13 protein-coding genes are annotated in these 15,810 nt (G+C 64.2%); 10 read left to right on the forward strand and 3 right to left on the reverse strand.

The window, feature by feature from the left end; all coding sequences use genetic code 11:
* The first annotated feature begins 73 nt into the window (after positions 1 to 73).
* Complete coding sequence (locus tag ACR0CU_RS06415; protein ID WP_093962974.1) at positions 74 to 301, forward strand: hypothetical protein; 228 nt, start codon at positions 74 to 76, stop codon at positions 299 to 301.
* Here ACR0CU_RS06415 and ACR0CU_RS06420 read toward each other — a convergent pair.
* Positions 298 to 921: a helix-turn-helix domain-containing protein gene (locus ACR0CU_RS06420; protein WP_093962221.1), complete on the reverse strand. Its 624-nt coding sequence runs from the start codon at positions 919 to 921 to the stop codon at positions 298 to 300. The two genes, ACR0CU_RS06415 and ACR0CU_RS06420, sit on opposite strands and share 4 nt — an antisense overlap.
* Before the next feature lie 65 nt (positions 922 to 986).
* Between ACR0CU_RS06420 and ACR0CU_RS06425 the strand changes: the two genes are divergently transcribed.
* The 5 genes from ACR0CU_RS06425 to ACR0CU_RS06445 all read left to right on the forward strand — a co-directional run bounded on the left by ACR0CU_RS06425 (position 987) and on the right by ACR0CU_RS06445 (position 6,839).
* Positions 987 to 2,504, forward strand: coding sequence for a class I adenylate-forming enzyme family protein (locus ACR0CU_RS06425; RefSeq protein ID WP_170446297.1), 1,518 nt, complete (start codon positions 987 to 989; stop codon positions 2,502 to 2,504).
* The gene (locus tag ACR0CU_RS06430) at positions 2,501 to 3,160 is read left to right on the forward strand and encodes a DsbA family oxidoreductase (protein ID WP_170446298.1); all 660 of its coding nucleotides are present in this window, start codon (positions 2,501 to 2,503) and stop codon (positions 3,158 to 3,160) included. The genes ACR0CU_RS06425 and ACR0CU_RS06430 overlap by 4 nt, the downstream gene beginning before the upstream one ends.
* A gap of 76 nt (positions 3,161 to 3,236) precedes the next feature.
* Entirely contained in the window at positions 3,237 to 4,445 is a 1,209-nt protein-coding gene (locus ACR0CU_RS06435) for a multidrug effflux MFS transporter (protein ID WP_170432402.1), read from the forward strand.
* A 55-nt stretch (positions 4,446 to 4,500) separates the two neighbouring features.
* Positions 4,501 to 6,165 carry a hypothetical protein gene (locus ACR0CU_RS06440; protein WP_480642666.1) on the forward strand — a complete coding sequence of 555 codons (1,665 nt, stop codon included), beginning with the start codon at positions 4,501 to 4,503 and terminating at the stop codon, positions 6,163 to 6,165.
* On the forward strand, positions 6,162 to 6,839 hold the full coding sequence (locus tag ACR0CU_RS06445) for an SH3 domain-containing protein (RefSeq protein WP_480642668.1): 678 nt from the start codon (positions 6,162 to 6,164) through the stop codon (positions 6,837 to 6,839). The genes ACR0CU_RS06440 and ACR0CU_RS06445 overlap by 4 nt, the downstream gene beginning before the upstream one ends.
* Before the next feature lie 9 nt (positions 6,840 to 6,848).
* Here ACR0CU_RS06445 and mfd read toward each other — a convergent pair whose 3' ends face one another.
* Positions 6,849 to 10,307: a transcription-repair coupling factor gene (gene mfd / locus ACR0CU_RS06450; RefSeq protein WP_480642670.1), complete on the reverse strand. Its 3,459-nt coding sequence runs from the start codon at positions 10,305 to 10,307 to the stop codon at positions 6,849 to 6,851.
* 21 nt (positions 10,308 to 10,328) lie between these two features.
* A complete protein-coding gene (locus ACR0CU_RS06455) occupies positions 10,329 to 10,853 on the reverse strand; it encodes a component of SufBCD complex (protein ID WP_170446305.1) in 525 nt (174 codons plus the stop codon).
* A gap of 119 nt (positions 10,854 to 10,972) precedes the next feature.
* Between ACR0CU_RS06455 and hemB the strand changes: the two genes are divergently transcribed.
* The 4 genes from hemB (at position 10,973) to ACR0CU_RS06475 (ending at position 15,808) form a co-directional block, all read left to right on the forward strand.
* On the forward strand, positions 10,973 to 11,971 hold the full coding sequence (hemB, locus tag ACR0CU_RS06460) for a porphobilinogen synthase (RefSeq protein WP_170446307.1): 999 nt from the start codon (positions 10,973 to 10,975) through the stop codon (positions 11,969 to 11,971).
* Between the two features lie 144 nt (positions 11,972 to 12,115).
* Positions 12,116 to 12,688 (forward strand): lipid-binding SYLF domain-containing protein, encoded by a 573-nt coding sequence (locus ACR0CU_RS06465; protein ID WP_093962230.1) that lies wholly within the window; start codon positions 12,116 to 12,118, stop codon positions 12,686 to 12,688.
* A 153-nt stretch (positions 12,689 to 12,841) separates the two neighbouring features.
* Positions 12,842 to 15,304: a penicillin acylase family protein gene (locus ACR0CU_RS06470; protein WP_170446309.1), complete on the forward strand. Its 2,463-nt coding sequence runs from the start codon at positions 12,842 to 12,844 to the stop codon at positions 15,302 to 15,304.
* 108 nt (positions 15,305 to 15,412) lie between these two features.
* Positions 15,413 to 15,808 carry a nuclear transport factor 2 family protein gene (locus ACR0CU_RS06475; protein ID WP_170439058.1) on the forward strand — a complete coding sequence of 132 codons (396 nt, stop codon included), beginning with the start codon at positions 15,413 to 15,415 and terminating at the stop codon, positions 15,806 to 15,808.
* Positions 15,809 to 15,810 lie beyond the last annotated feature (2 nt).

The following is a 15,810-nucleotide window of genomic DNA, read 5'->3' on the forward strand; positions in this document are numbered from 1 at the left end:
GCGCGGGCTGCGCGCTCCGTACGCTGGTCTGGGGAAGAGCAGTCCTGAAACCCGAACCACGGAAGGCTCGCAGATGTTGAACTGGACTGATTTGACACAAGACTGGAGCGCGTCCTACGCACGCGCCAAGCGCCGTTTTCCGAACCTGCGCGATCAGGATATGGCGCGCGTGAGGACGGACAGGAAACGCTTTGAGGCCTATCTGGCCGAGCGGCACCACCTGACGGTGAACGAGGCCCATGAAGAGGTCGAGGATTTCCTTTACACCGAGGGCCTGAACCGCGAGCTTGCCCGGCGTTAGGCCAGCGACGTGACCCACAGGATGGTCGCGTCCTCATCGCTTACCGAGATCACGTTGTGCCCCATGCTGCCGTCGTAATAGGCGCTGTCGCCCCGACGCATCTCAACCGGTTCATAAAACTCGGTGTACAGGCGGATCACGCCGGTCAGCACATACAGGAATTCTTCGCCATCGTGACGCACCCAGCCGTCGAACTCGTCCATTGACCGGGCGCGCACGCGGGCCCGATAGGGCAGCATCTGCTTCTTGGTCAGCGTTTCGGCCAGCAACTCGTGCTCGTAGGTCGTAGTGGCGTGCGCGGTGCCTTCACCCATCTTGGTCACCGCCATGCGACCGATCACTTGATCCCGCTCGGGCGGGGTGAACAGCTGCGGTACAGAGATTTCGAGACCGATCGCCAGCTTCTTGAGCGCATCATAGGTCGGCGACATTTGGCCATTTTCGATCTTGCTGAGCGTGGACCGGGCCAACCCGGCCTGGTTCGCCGCCTGCTCGAGGGTCCATTTCCGCGCCTTGCGCAGTTCACGCACGCGGGCACCCAGATCTACCGGCTCCAGCTCGGTGCGGGAACCGTTGTCGCGGGCGATGCGTACGATGGATTTGTGGTCTTTGCTCGTCATGCGTCATTCTATAGGGCCAGCGCCGCGCGCTTGCAACGCGTGACAAAGGGCAATAGCCAAGGCGCATGTTGTCGATCTTCGATCAAGGGCCACCGCCGCCCTGCCCCGCGCCGTTCAACCTGGCCGCCCACGTACTGCGCCGCGCCGATGCCACTCCGGACAAGGTGGCGCTGTCCGTGCTGCGCGCCGACGGCTCGGACGACTGGAGCTATGCGCAACTGAAATCCGCGGTTCTGGGCACCGGAACCGGGCTGCTGCGCGCGGGGCTCGTGCCCGGCGACATCGTTCTGATGCGTCTGGGCAATACGGTCGATTTTCCCATCGCCTATCTGGGCGCGATCGCGGTCGGGCTGGTCCCGGTGCCCACCTCCTCGCAACTGACCGAACCGGAAACAGAACGGATGATCCGGGAGCTGGACCCAGCCGCAGTTCTGCGCGATCCGACCGTGGCCTGTGCCGCGCATCCCAACCAGATCGGCCTGACCGACCTTGCCGCCATGCGCAACCTGCCGCCCGCGGCGTTCGACATGGGCGATCCGGAACGCATGGCCTATGTCGTCTATACCTCGGGCACCTCGGGCAAACCGCGCGCCGTGGCCCATGCGCATCGCGCGATCTGGGCACGGCAGATGATGGTCGATGGCTGGTACGGCCTGCGCGAGGCCGACCGCCTGTGCCACGCGGGCGCGTTCAACTGGACCTACACGCTGGGCACCGGCCTGATGGACCCGTGGACCATCGGCGCCACCGCGCTGATCCCCGAACCCGGAACCGACCCGGCCGCCCTGCCCGGGTTGCTGCGCCGCCACCGCGCCTCGATCTTCGCGGCCGCCCCCGGCGTGTACCGCAAGATGCTGAACGCGGCGGACACGCTGCCTCTGCCCGATCTGCGCCACGGCCTGAGCGCCGGCGAGAAGCTGTCGCGCGCCTTGCAGGAACGCTGGGTTCAGGCCACCGGGACCGAGCTGTACGAGGCCTACGGCATGTCGGAATGCTCGACCTTCATCTCATCCAGCCCGTCCCACCCCGCGCGCGGCGATGCGCTGGGCCAGCCGCAACCGGGGCGCCGCGTGGCGATCCTGGGGCCTGACGGGCCGGTTTCGCAGGGGCAGGAAGGCACCATCGCCATTCACCGCTCGGACCCGGGGCTGATGCTGACCTATCTCAACGCCCCGGACGAGGCCCGCGCGCGCATGCAGGGCGACTGGTTCCTGACCGGCGATCAGGGCGCGATGGCCGTGGATGGGCAGATCACCTATCTGGGGCGAGACGACGACATGATGAACGCAGGCGGATACCGGGTGTCCCCGGTCGAGGTCGAATCCGTCCTGTCGCGCTTTCCCGGAATCTCTCAGGTCGGCGCGACGGCGATCGAGGTCAAACCGGACACTTTCGTGATCGCTGCCTTCTATTCCGGGCCGGAAAAACTGGACGAAACCGCCCTGCGCGCTTATGTCGAGGCCAACCTGGCGCGCTACAAGCAACCCCGCGCCTTCATCCATCTTCCCGAACTGCCCACCGGGGGCAACGGAAAACTCCTGCGCCGTGCATTGCCGGCCTATTTCAAGGCACCCGAAGAATGACCCAGACCGTCAAGCTTGATATCCTGTCCGACCCGATCTGCCCGTGGTGCTATATCGGAAAGACCAACCTGGACAAGGCGCTGGCCACGGTCCCCGAGCATCCGTTCGTGATCGAATGGCATCCGTTCCAGCTGAACCCCGACATGCCCGAAGGCGGAATGGACCGGCGCGAATACCTGGAACGCAAATTCGGTGGCAAGGAGGGTGCGGTTCGCGCCTATGCGCCGGTGGTGGAGCATGCCGAAAAGGCCGGCCTGAACATCGATTTCGAGGCCATGAAACGCACCCCGAACACGCTGGACGCCCATCGCCTGATTCATTGGGCCGGGATCGAGGGCAAGCAGAACCAGGTGGTGGATGCGCTGTTCACTGCGTATTTCGTACAAGGCCGCGACATCGGCGACCACGAGGTTTTGGCCGACATCGCCGACAGCGTGGGCATGGACGCCGCAGTTGTTCTGAAGCTGCTGAAATCCGACGCCGACCGGGACGACATTCGTCAGCGGGATACGCACTCGCGTGAAATGGGCGTAAACTCGGTCCCCACCTTCATCGTCGCCAACCAGCACGCGGTCCCTGGGGCGCAACCACCGGAATTGTGGGCGCAAGTGATCGGCGAAATCATGTCTCAGCTTGAGCCTTCCTCTGCAGAATAGCACAGAGTTCTGTGCGCGATTGCACCTAGCCCACCTTGCCCTGTCGTGTTAGCGCGTTGGGGCAAGGAGTCCCCGCATGGCTGACCGTATTTCCAAGGCCGAATTCATCGCGCTGATCGCGATGATGTTTGCCACGATCGCATTTTCGATTGATTCAATGCTGCCTGCCCTGCCCGAGATCGGCGCGCAGCTCAGCCCTGATGACGTGAACCGGGCGCAGTTGATCCTGACCAGTTTTGTTCTGGGCATGGGGATCGGAACGTTCTTCACCGGCCCGATCTCGGATGCGGTCGGACGCAGGCCGGTGATCTTCGCCGGAGCAGCAGTCTATATTCTGGCATCGGCCGTGGCTTGGGCCAGTTCGTCGCTGGAGTTGGTTCTGGCTGCCCGGGTGGTTCAGGGACTGGGGGCCGCCGGGCCCCGCGTAGTCGCGATGGCGATCATCCGCGATCTGTTCTCGGGCCGGGAAATGGCGCGGATCGTGTCCATCGCGATGATGATCTTCACCCTGGTGCCCGCCATCGCGCCCATGGCCGGTGCCGCCGTGATCGCCTTTGCCGGTTGGCGCGGCGTGTTCATGTCGTTTATCCTGTTTGCGTTGGTCATCATTGTCTGGATGGGGTTCCGTCTGCCGGAGTCCCTCGCGCCGAAAAACCGCCGCCCGTTCCGCCTGCCACTGATGGTCGGTGCCGTGAAAGAGATGTTTGCCCACCCCACCGTGCGCCTGTCGATCTTTGTCCAGACCCTGTGCATGGGCATGCTGTTCACCATGCTGACCATGGTGCAGCCGGTCTATGACGTGATCCACGACCGCGCCGACAGCTTCCCTTTCTGGTTCGGATTCGTGGCGCTGATGTCCGGCTCGGCCAGCCTGCTGAACGCGGCCGTCGTAGTGCGCGTGGGCATGCGCCGGATGGTGACCTGGGCGCTGGCCGGACAAATCCTGATCACCTCGTTGGTGATTGCCCTCAACATGTCGAACCTGTCGTCCCAGGCCTCGTTTGCGCTTTTCGTGTTCTGGCAGACCACGGTCTTTTTCATGGCCGGCGTCACCATGGGCAACCTGAATGCCATCGCGATGGAACCGATGGGTCATATCGCCGGCATGGCGGCCTCGGTCATCGGGTCGATCTCGACCGTGCTGGCCGCCGCGATCGCCGCGCCTGTGGGGCTGCTGTTTGACGGTACGCTGGGGCCGCTGACCTTCGGCATCCTGACCATGTGTGTGCTGGCCTTCGGGCTGATGGTCCATATGGGCCGGATCGAAGACCGCGTTCCCGCCTGACCTGTCCCGCGCGCCCGAACTGCGCTAGACTCGCCCCAGTCAGGGGGAATTCGGCATGAGCGACTATTACGATCTGGGCACGCATAGCTGCCCCGTCACCACGTCCTCGGATCAGGCGCAGCTTTGGTTCGACCGGGGCCTTGTCTGGACCTACGGCTACAACCATGAAGAGGCGGTCGTGTGTTTCCAGCGCGCGCTGGAGCATGACCCGGACTGCGCCATGGCCCATTGGGGCGTGGCCTATGCCGCCGGGCCCAACTACAACCTGCCCTGGGATCTGCTGGACGACCGCGGTAAGGCCAAGGCCCTGAACTGCGCCTATGACGCAACCCAGTGCGCACTGGCCCTGCTGGATCGCTGCACGCCGGTCGAACGCGAACTGATACGCGCCCTGCCTGCCCGCTATCCCCAGCGGGACCCGGCGCCCGACATGCACCGCTGGGACCATGATTTTGCGGACGCCATGCGCGCCGCCTTCGCGGCCCGACCCGACCATCTGGACCTGCGCACCATCTATGTGGAGTCGCTGCTGAACCTGACCCCCTGGCAGATGTGGGACCTTAGGACAGGCCAGCCTGCCGAGGGCGCCGCGACGCTTGAAGCGCAGGAGGCGTTGGAATGGGCCATGGCCAACGATCCGGCGGCAATGTCGCATCCGGGGCTGCTGCACCTCTATGTGCATCTGATGGAGATGTCGCCCACACCGGAAAAAGCGCTGAAGGCCGGTGATGTGCTGCGCACGCTGGTGCCCGATGCCGGACATCTGGTGCACATGCCCACCCATATCGACGTGCTGTGCGGCCACTACCAGAACGTCGTCCACTGGAACGAACAGGCCGTCATCGCTGATCTGAAATATTACCAGCGCGAAGGCGCGTTCAACATCTATACCGGCTATCGCCAGCACAATTACCATTTTGTCATCTATGGCGCGTTGTTCCTCGGTCAGATGGAGCCCGCCCTGCGTGCCAACACGGGCCTGTGGGACACCACGCCCGAGGAAATGCTGCGCATCGAAAGCCCGCCGATGGCGGACTATTTTGAAAGCTACATGGCCATGGAGCCACATATTCTGATCCGCTTTGGCCGGTGGGAGGAAGCCAAGGCCCTGCCCCTGCCCCCCGATCCCGACCTGTATCTGACGGTGACGGCCACCACGCATTACGCCCGCGCCATCGCCCATGCCGCCACCGGCGACGTGGCCGAGGCCGAGGCCGAGGAACTGCTGTTCCTCGCCGCCAAGGACCGCGTGCCCGAAACCCGTCTGCTGCACAATAACCGTGTAATCGACCTGCTGGAGATCGCGCGCGAGATGCTGCGGGGCGAGATCGAGTACCGTAAAGGCAATTTCGACACGGCCTTCGCCCATCTGCGCCGCTCGGTCGAGTTGGACGACAATCTGCCCTATGACGAGCCCTGGGGCTGGATGCAGCCCACCCGCCACGCGCTGGGGGCGCTGCTGTTCGAGCAGGGCCACGTGGCCGAGGCCGAAGCCGTCTATCGCGAGGATCTGGGTCTGGGCGGCACCCTCAGCCGCGCCTCGATCCATCCCGACAATGTCTGGAGCCTCAAGGGCTTGCACGATTGCCTCAAGGCGCGCGGCGCACGAGAGGAATTGCAGCTGATCCGACAACGACTTGACCTGGCCCTGGCGCGGGCCGACCGCAGCGTCGGCGCCTCGTGCTTCTGCGCCCAGGCCGCGATGAGAGCCGCTGAATGAAACTGTTGAACGCTGCGCTGATCGCGCTGTGCTGCGGTCCCGCTTGGGCCGACCGTCAGACCTTTCCGCCTGTGGACGAGGCCAGCCAAGACCCGGCACTGGAAGCCTTTCGTGCGGACCTGCGCGCAAAGGTCGCCGCCCGCGACCTCGAGGGCGTGATGGCCGCCACCTGCCCCGAGATCTATACCAGCCACGGCGACCCGGACGGCCCCGAGACGTTCCGCGCCAATCTGACGGTCGATCCCGAAACCCTGCCCGAGGCCGACCGCCGCCACGCCGCCACCATCCGCGAGGACTACTGGCGCGACCTCGAGACCACGCTGGCCCAGCCCGGCTATTTCGACGAGGATGGCGAGTTCTGGATGCCGTATCAGTGGCGGATCACCCTGCCGGCGACGCTGGACCCGTTCACCGCCTATTTCGTGACCGGTCAGGATGTCACCCTTCGCCAGGCTCCCAACCGTGGCGCGCCCATTCTGGACCTGATCAGCCACGAGGTGGTGATCGTTCCCGACTATCTGGACGAGGCCGAGTATCAGGGCGTCATCCTGACCGACGGAACGCGCGGCTATATCTATTCCGATTTCCTGTGGTCGATGGTCGGCTATCGCGCGGCCTTCGTGAAGTCGGACAGCGGTGACTGGCAGCTGTGTACGTTCGTGGCCGGGGACTAGGCCGCGCCCTCAGGCGCTGGCCTTCTTCTTTTTCTCGGCGGCGACCTTCTCGGCCAGATCGCGGGCAATGGCAAAGGCGCCCTTGATCTTGTCGCTGTCCTTCTTCCAGTCGCGCCGCACCACGATCTTGTTGTCCTTGACCTTGGCCAGCCCGCGCTGGTTCTGGATGAACTCGACCAGACCTTGCGGTGAGGCGAACTTGTCATTGTGGAACTGGATCGTTGCTCCCTTCGGTCCGCCGTCCAGCTTGGCGATGCCGGCGCGTTTGCACATGGCCTTGATCCGCACCACCAGCAGCAGCGTGTTCACCTCTTTCGGCAGCGGGCCGAACCTGTCGATCAACTCGGCGGCAAAGCCCTCCAGTTCGACCTTGGTCGACAGCGACGACAGGCGGCGGTAGAGGCCCAGCCGCACGTCCAGATCGGGCACATAGTCTTCGGGGATCAGTACCGGAACGCCCAGGTTGATCTGCGGCGCCCACTGATCGTCGGCCTCGCTCAACCCTTCCATCTCGCCGGCCTTGATCTTGGCGATCGCCTCTTCCAGCATCGACTGGTAGAGCTCGTATCCCACGTCGCGCATCTGGCCCGACTGTTCCTCGCCCAGCAGGTTGCCCGCGCCGCGAATGTCCAGATCCTGGCTGGCCAGCGTGAACCCCGCCCCCAGCGTATCGAGCGAGCCCAGAACCCGCAGCCGCTTTTCGGCCGCCGGGGTGAGCCGCGCGCGCGGCTTGGTGGTCAGATAGGCATAGGCGCGGGTCTTGGACCGCCCCACCCGGCCCCGGATCTGATAAAGCTGCGCCAGCCCGAACATATCGGCCCGGTGCACAACCATCGTGTTGGCGGTGGGAATGTCCAGCCCGCTTTCGACGATCGTGGTGGCCAGCAGGATGTCATACTTGCCGTCGTAGAAGGCATTCATCCGGTCGTCCAACTCGCCCGCCGCCATCTGGCCGTGGGCCACCACATAGGTCAGTTCGGGCAGCTGTTCTTTCAGGAATTCCTCGATCTCGGGCAGGTCTGAGATGCGCGGCACCACATAGAAACTCTGCCCGCCACGATAGTGCTCGCGCAGCAGCGCCTCGCGGATGGTGACGGCATCGAACTCGCTGACATAGGTCCGGATCGCCAGACGATCGACGGGTGGCGTGCCGATGATCGACAGGTCGCGCACGCCGGTCAGGCTCAGTTGCAGCGTGCGTGGGATCGGCGTCGCTGTCAGCGTCAGCACATGCACGTCCGAGCGCAACTGCTTCAGCCGTTCCTTGTGGGCCACACCAAAATGCTGCTCTTCGTCGATGATCAGCAGGCCCAGATTCTGGAACCGGATGCCCTTAGCCAGCAGCGCATGGGTGCCGATCACAATATCGACCGTGCCCTTTGCCAGCCCCTCGCGGGTCTGCTGCGCCTCTTTGGCCGAGACGAAGCGTGACAATTGCCGGACTTCCAGCGGGAAGCCCCGAAACCGGTCCTTGAAGCTGGCGGCGTGCTGGCGTGCCAGCAGCGTGGTGGGCGCGATCACCGCCACCTGAAGCCCGGACATGGCTGCAACAAAGGCCGCGCGCATGGCAACCTCGGTCTTGCCAAAGCCCACGTCGCCGCAGATCAGGCGATCCATCGGCGTGCCCGAGTGCAGGTCCTCCATTACGTCAGCGATGGCGCGCAGCTGGTCCTCGGTTTCCTGATAGGGGAAGCGGGCGCTGAACTCCTCCCACGCGTGGGGCGGCGGGTCCATGATCGGGGCCTTGCGCAGGGCGCGTTCGGCGGCAATGCGGATCAGCCGGTCGGCCATCTCGCGGATGCGTTCCTTGAGCTTGGCCTTCTTCGCCTGCCACGCACCACCGCCCAGCTTGTCGAGCAAACCTTCCTCGTGCCCGTATTTCGACAGCAGTTCGATGTTTTCGACCGGCAGGTACAGCTTGGCGCCTTCGGCATATTCCAGCAGCAGGCATTCATGCGCGGCGCCAAGGGCGGTCACGACCTCCATGCCCATGTACCGGCCGATGCCGTGATCGACATGCACGACCAGATCGCCGGGGCTGAGCGACTGGGCCTCGGTCAGGAAATTCTCGGCCTTGCGGCGTTTCTTGGGCTGGCGGATCAGCCGGTCGCCCAGCACGTCCTGTTCCGAGATCACCGTCATGTCGGGCGTCTCGAAGCCGTGCTCCAACGCCCAGACCGCAAGGTGCAGGCCGCGTTTGCCAATGCGCGAGCCGTCGGTCACGGGAATTGCCTCGGCCAGGCCCTCATCCTCGATCAACCCGGTCAGGCGCTCGCGCGCGCCCTCGGAATACGAGGCGACCAGAACCGGTCCCTTGTCCAGCTTGTTCTTGATGTGACTGGCCAGCGCGCCGAACAGGCTGATGCTTTCCTGCTGGCGCTCGGGGGCAAAGTTGCGCCCGATCCGACCGCCCGCGTCGATCACCCCCGGGCCGCTGGCCTGCGGCAGGGGGCTGAACTGCAGCACCCGTCGCTGCGCCACCGCCTGGGTCCAGGCGTCATCGTCCAGATACAGCAGGCCCGGCGGCGTGGGTTTATAGACCGAATCCATCCGCGAGCGGTTCTCGAGCGCCAGGCGTCGGGTTTCATATTGATCGGCGATGCTGTCCCACCGGGCCAGACGCGCGGGCGTGACCTGATCGTCCAGCGTGATCGTCGCATCCGGCAGATAGTCGAACAGCGTTTCCAGCTTTTCGTGGAACAGGGGCAGCCAGTGCTCCATGCCCTGATGCTTGCGCCCGGCGCTGACCGCCTCGTACAGCGGATCATCCGTGCCGACCGCACCGAATTCGATGCGATAGTTCTGACGGAACCGGGTGATGGCGGCCTCGTCCAGGATCACCTCGGAAACCGGGGCCAATTCGACCAGATCAAGCTTTTCGGTGGTGCGCTGAGTGGCCGGATCGAACCGGCGCGCGCCGTCCAGCACGTCTCCGAACAGGTCCAGCCGCACCGGCCCTGCCTCGCCCGGCGGGAAGATGTCGATGATCCCGCCGCGCACGGCATAGTCGCCGGGCTCCATCACCGTGGGGCTTTGGCTGAAACCCATGCGCACCAGAAAATCGCGCAGCGCGGCCTCGTCGATGCGCTGGCCGACCCGAGCGGTGAACGCCGCCTGCCGCAGCACGTCGCGCGCCGGCACGCGCTGGGTGGCCGCGTTCAGCGTGGTCAGCAGAACGAACCGCTCGGGCATCTGGTGCACCAGTGCCGCCAGGGTCGCCACCCGCGCCGCCGCGATGTCGGGGTTGGGCGACACCCGGTCAAAAGGCAGGCAATCCCAGCCGGGAAACAGGATCACCGGCATGTCGGGCGCAAAGAAACGCAGCGCGGCGCGCATCGCCTCGGCACGTTTGTCGTCGCGCGCCACATGCAGAACCGGCCCGCCCGAGCGGGCAACCTCGTTCAGCACCAGCTGCGCGTCAAACCCCTCGGGGGCGCCGCCGACTGTCACGTGGTTCGGAGCCTTCATTACGCTGCCTTTCTGAATCTGCTATCCCAGAACGCCTATCGAAAGGTTCTGATACATGCCCCACATCGAAGTGACCAGTATCGCAAACATGCCGATGACCTGCGTCGCCAGCCGGCATCGATGCAGCGCCTTGGACACAGCTTCAATCGTCAACTCCTGCCGCCGCAGGTTCCGGGCCACTCGCAGGTTGTTTGCGCCGACAAGAACCATCGGGAACAACAGCAGGAACACGGCCTGGGCGAACTCGACCTGGTAATAAAACCCCAGTGTCGCCAGCCCCGCGAACAGGAAACAACACAGCGCCAAGATTACGACCCCCGAAACGTCGGCAATGTAGAGGATGCGGTTGGTGTTGATCCGCACGATGTCCAGCAGGTCGGTTTCGGCCTGCCCGCCGACCCGGCGGGCGCGCACGACCAGATCATAGGGAACGCCCATCACCCAATGGCTGGCTGTCGACCACAGCACCGCAAGCGCGATCCAGTACCACAGATTCGAAAAGCTGCGCATGTCGATGAGCTCGAAGATCGTGGAGTACCAGTCCAAACTTGCCTCATTGTTCAAAATTCTCAGGCGGTTCTATCGCAACGGCGCGGCTATTGGTACCCTTGAGACCTGTGCAAATTCATGCCACCCAATGCGCGAATGTTCAAGGAGAACGCGCCATGAAACCGACAATCGCCCCCTACCCCCACGGCCGCTTTCGTCGCGCCCGCCAGTCCGAGGCGATCCGGGGCCTGGTACGCGAGAACACCCTGACCGTTGATGATCTGATCTGGCCGGTGTTCGTGCGCGACGGCGAAGGCATCGAAGAGCCCGTGCCCTCGATGCCCGGCGTGGTGCGCCGCTCGGTCGATCTGATCGCCAAGGCGGCGGCCGAGGCGCAGGCGATGGGCATCCCGGCGATCTGCCTGTTTCCCTACACCGATCCCGCCCTCAAGACGCAGGATTGCGCCGAGGCGTGGAACCCCGACAACCTTTCGAACCGCGCCATCCGCGCGATCAAGCAGGCCGCACCTGAAATCGCGGTGATGACCGACGTCGCGCTGGACCCCTACAACATCAACGGCCATGACGGATACGTGGTGGACGGCAAAATCGTGAATGACGAAACGGTCGAGGCGCTGGTCAAGATGACGCTGGCCCAGGCCGAGGCCGGAGCCGACATCATCGGCCCGTCCGACATGATGGACGGCCGGATCGGCGCGATGCGCCAGGCGCTCGAAGCCGCCGGCCATCGCGACGTCATGATCCTCAGCTATGCCGCGAAATATGCCAGCGCCTTCTACGGACCTTTCCGCGATGCGGTGGGCGCCTCGGGCGCGTTGACCGGCGACAAGAAGACCTATCAGATGGACCCGGCCAACTCGAACGAGGCGCTGCGCTTGATCGAACGCGACCTGACCGAGGGCGCCGACATGGTTATGATCAAGCCCGGCATGCCCTATCTGGACATCTGCAGGCGGGTCAAAGACACGTTCGGCGCACCCACCTATGCCTATCAGGTGTCGGGTGAATACGCGATGATCCAGGCCGCAGCGCAGAACGGGTGGATCGACGGCGAAAAGGTGATGCTGGAAAGCCTGCTGGCCTTCAAACGCGCAGGCTGTGACGGCATCCTGACCTATTTCGCGCCGCAGGTCGCCCGGCTGCTGCAAGGCTAATCCCACGGGAATCCGCGATTTTTCGCCGATCGGCCGGCCTTGGCCTGCCGGTTTTCCCGTGACACCCGACGCCGTTCGGCGTATTCTTGCACACAAGACCGGGACCACCCGGCTTTTCAGGCACATCGACAGAGAAAAAGAAACATGAGCAGTTCCAACACACCACGACTGAGCCGTCGCGGCTTTGCCTTTGGCATGGCCGGACTGACCCTGACCGCCGCTTGCGGCAACGGCGTCGGAAACTCGAACGCGGCAACGATCGATGCCCGCGTCGATGCGACGCTGACCGAGATGTATACCCGCTACCCGAACACCCAGGAAATCGCCAACAAGGCCAACGGGATGCTGGTCATGCCGCTCATCACCGAGGCGGGGTTCGTCTTTGGCGGCGGCTACGGAAAAGGCGCATTGCGCATCAATGGCGCTACGGTCGACTACTACTCGGCTGTCAAAGGCACCGCGGGGCTGCAGATTGGCGCCCAGCAATATGCCCATGTCCTGTTCTTCATGACCGAGGACGCCCTGAACGATTTCCGCCGCTCAAGTGGATGGACCGCCGGCGCGGACATTGGATATGTCGTCAGCGACCAGGCGGACCAGTTGTCGACCGACTTGACTACCCTGCGCAAACCTGTGCTGGCGGCGGTCTTCGGTCAGGCTGGGCTGCAATTGGGCGCGACGGTCGAGGGCATCAAATACACGCGCATTATTCCCTGACCCCCTGACCCCCCTCAAGAAAACTCCGTCACTGGCCAATGCCGTGGCGGAGTTTTTCGTTTCAGACGCAGATTCCGCGGCGCGGCCTCTTTCGGTTGCCAGAGCCATGAATTAACCTTCGCCTGATCTGCAAATTCAAATGGTGCGCTGCTGATGGGTGTCGTCTTTCGCTGGTTGATGCGTATCGCCTCGGGTCTGGTCCTGCTGACCCTCGCGGCGATCGGTCTGGTGTATTTCCTGGCCAGCCAGTCGCTGCCTGACTACGACCAAACGCTGCAGGTCAAAGGCCTGAATGCCCCGGTCGAGATCGTGCGCGACACCGCCAACGTGCCTCACATCCTGGGGCAGACCGACCCCGACGTGTTCTTCGGTCTGGGCTATGCGCATGCCCAGGACCGGTTGTGGCAGATGACGGTCACGCGCCGGACCGTGCAGGGGCGCCTGTCCGAGGTTTTTGGCCAGCGAACCGTGCATATCGACAAGCTCATGCGTCGGCTGGATCTATACGGGCTGGCGCATCAGTCCTTCGAGGTTCAGGACGATTACACCAAGGCCGCTCTTCGCGCCTATGCCGCGGGTGTCAATGCACGGCTGGACGAAATCAACGAAAACGCCTTGGGCCGCGGCGCGCCCGAAATGTTCTTGTTCAACGCACCGGTTGCTCCTTGGCAACCGGGTGACAGCATAGCCATGATCAAGCTGATGGCGGTTCAGCTGTCCGGGCACTTGCAGGACGAAGTGCTGCGGGCGCGCACCTCGTTGATGCTGAACGATCCGCAGCGGCTGTCAGATATTCTGCCCGACGTGCCTGGTGCGGGCATTGCAGCGCTGCCCGAATATGCGGCGTTGTTTCCCGACCTGCCCCGCTATGCCGCCAGTTCTGAACCCGCGGCCGCATGGCTGAACCCGGTCCCGCAGCGCGGGTTGGCGGGTGCCTCGAATGCATGGTCTGCGGCTCCTTCGCGTTCGGCCACCGGTGGAACCCTGTTGGCCAACGATCCGCATCTGGGCCTGACTGCGCCGGGGATCTGGTATCTGGCGCGTCTTGAACTGGCCAAGGGCGGCGTGATCGGCGCCACCATCCCCGGCATTCCGGCGGTTATGTCCGGCCGCAGCGACCGGCTGGGATGGGGCCTGACCTCTTCCTATCTGGACGATCAGGACGTGCATATCGAAAGAGTGAATCCCGACAACCCCGAGGAATACCTGACGCCCGAAGGCTTCAAACCCTTCAAGTCGCGCCCTTCAATCATCGAGATCAAGGACGCCCCACCGATCACTCTGACTCTGCGCTGGACCGAGAACGGCCCCGTCCTGCCCGGCACCCATTACAACCTGGAAACCATCACACCGCCGGGGCATGTCGCCTCGCTGTCCTGGACGGCGCTCAGCCCGCGCGACACCTCGATCAGCGCGTCGATGGCGCTGATGAGCGCGGATACCGTGCGTGAAGCGATCGAAGCTGCCGAGCGGTTCATCGCGCCGTCGCAAAACCTGTCGGTGGTCGACAAGACGACCGTCGGCATGAAACTCATCGGCGCCATGCCCAGCCGCGACCTCAACAACCAAAGCCGCGGCCGCATCCCGACCCCGGGCTGGATCGCGGCAAACCGCTGGCAGGGGCGTCTGCCCTATTCCGACAACCCCGAATTCGTGGCCCCCGCCGGCGGCGTTCTGGGCAACACCAACAACAAGATCATCGACCGGCCCTTCCCCCTGCATGTGTCCTATGAATGGGGCGATACGCAGCGCGTCCATCGCTGGGAATTCCTGATGCAATCCCGCGAGGTGCACACCCGCGACAGCTTCATCGAGGCGCAGCTGGACACGGTCAGCTTCACCGCGCGGTCGCTGCTACCGTTGATCGGGGCCGACCTGTGGTTCACCGGCGAGGCCGCGCCCGAAGGCACCCCCGAACGCCAGCGCCAGATCGCCTTGACCCTGCTGGCCGAATGGAACGGCGAGATGAACGAGCACCTGCCCGAGCCGCTGATCTATGCGGCCTGGGTCCGCGCGCTACAAAAACGACTGATCGCCGATGACCTCGGGCCGCTGGCCAAGGAATTCAAGCATGTCGAGCCCTTGTTCATCGAACGCGTCTTTCGCGACATCGACGGGGCCTCGGCCTGGTGCGACGTCCGGCAGAGCGCACCGGTGGAAAGCTGCACCGACATGGCCCGGCTGGCCCTTGACGATGCACTGGTCTGGATTTCCGAGCGCTATGGCAGCCAACTGGAATCCCTACGTTGGGGCGATGCCCACCAGGCCACCCATGATCACCCGGTGCTGGGCGAGGTTCCGGTGCTGCGCTATTTTGTTAACATCCGCCAATCGACCAGCGGCGGCGACAACACCCTGCAGCGCGGACGCACCTCGGGCGAAGGGCCGGACCCGTTCCAGAACGTGCACGGCGCGGGCTATCGTGGGGTTTATGACTTTGCCGACCCCGACAGCTCGGTCTTCATCACGGCCACCGGGCAATCGGGCCACTTCCTGTCGCGCTACTATGACGATCAGGCACAACTGTGGCGCCGGGGTGAGTACATTCCGATGTCGCTGGATCTGGATCTGGCGCGCGCCGCCGCCGTCGGGACCACCCGTCTGATGCCGCAATAGGCGGGATTTCGGCGGACCCCCGCCCCTTTTTTGTCGCCCCGTGGACGTGGCCCCGTGGCTTGGCCTACCATTCCGGAGCGCCCGGACCGCAGCGCGAGGGGGAAAATCATGGCCAGTTTGCGCGATACCCTGAACAATCTAGCCCGCGACTATGCCATCGCCTGGAGCTCGGGTGACGCCGATGCCGTGGCCGAATTCTTTACGTCGGACGGGCAGATCACGATCAATCGCGGCGACCCCATTGTCGGGCGGGCAGCCATCGCCGACATGGCGCGCGGGTTTCATTCCGACTTTCCCGATCTTGAGGTGCGCTGCGACATGCTGCGATGGGCCGGTCCCCACGCCATTTTCGTGTGGACCCTTGAAGGGCACCACGCCCGGACCGGCAATGCGGTGATCACGCGCGGCTGGGAAGAATGGGAGCTGGATGCAGAGTACAAAATCCGGTCGTCGTTGGGCTGGTTCGATGCCGACGACCATCAGCGCCAGATCGACGGGGCCTGACC

Source organism: Ruegeria sp. BC2 (genome assembly GCF_056539245.1).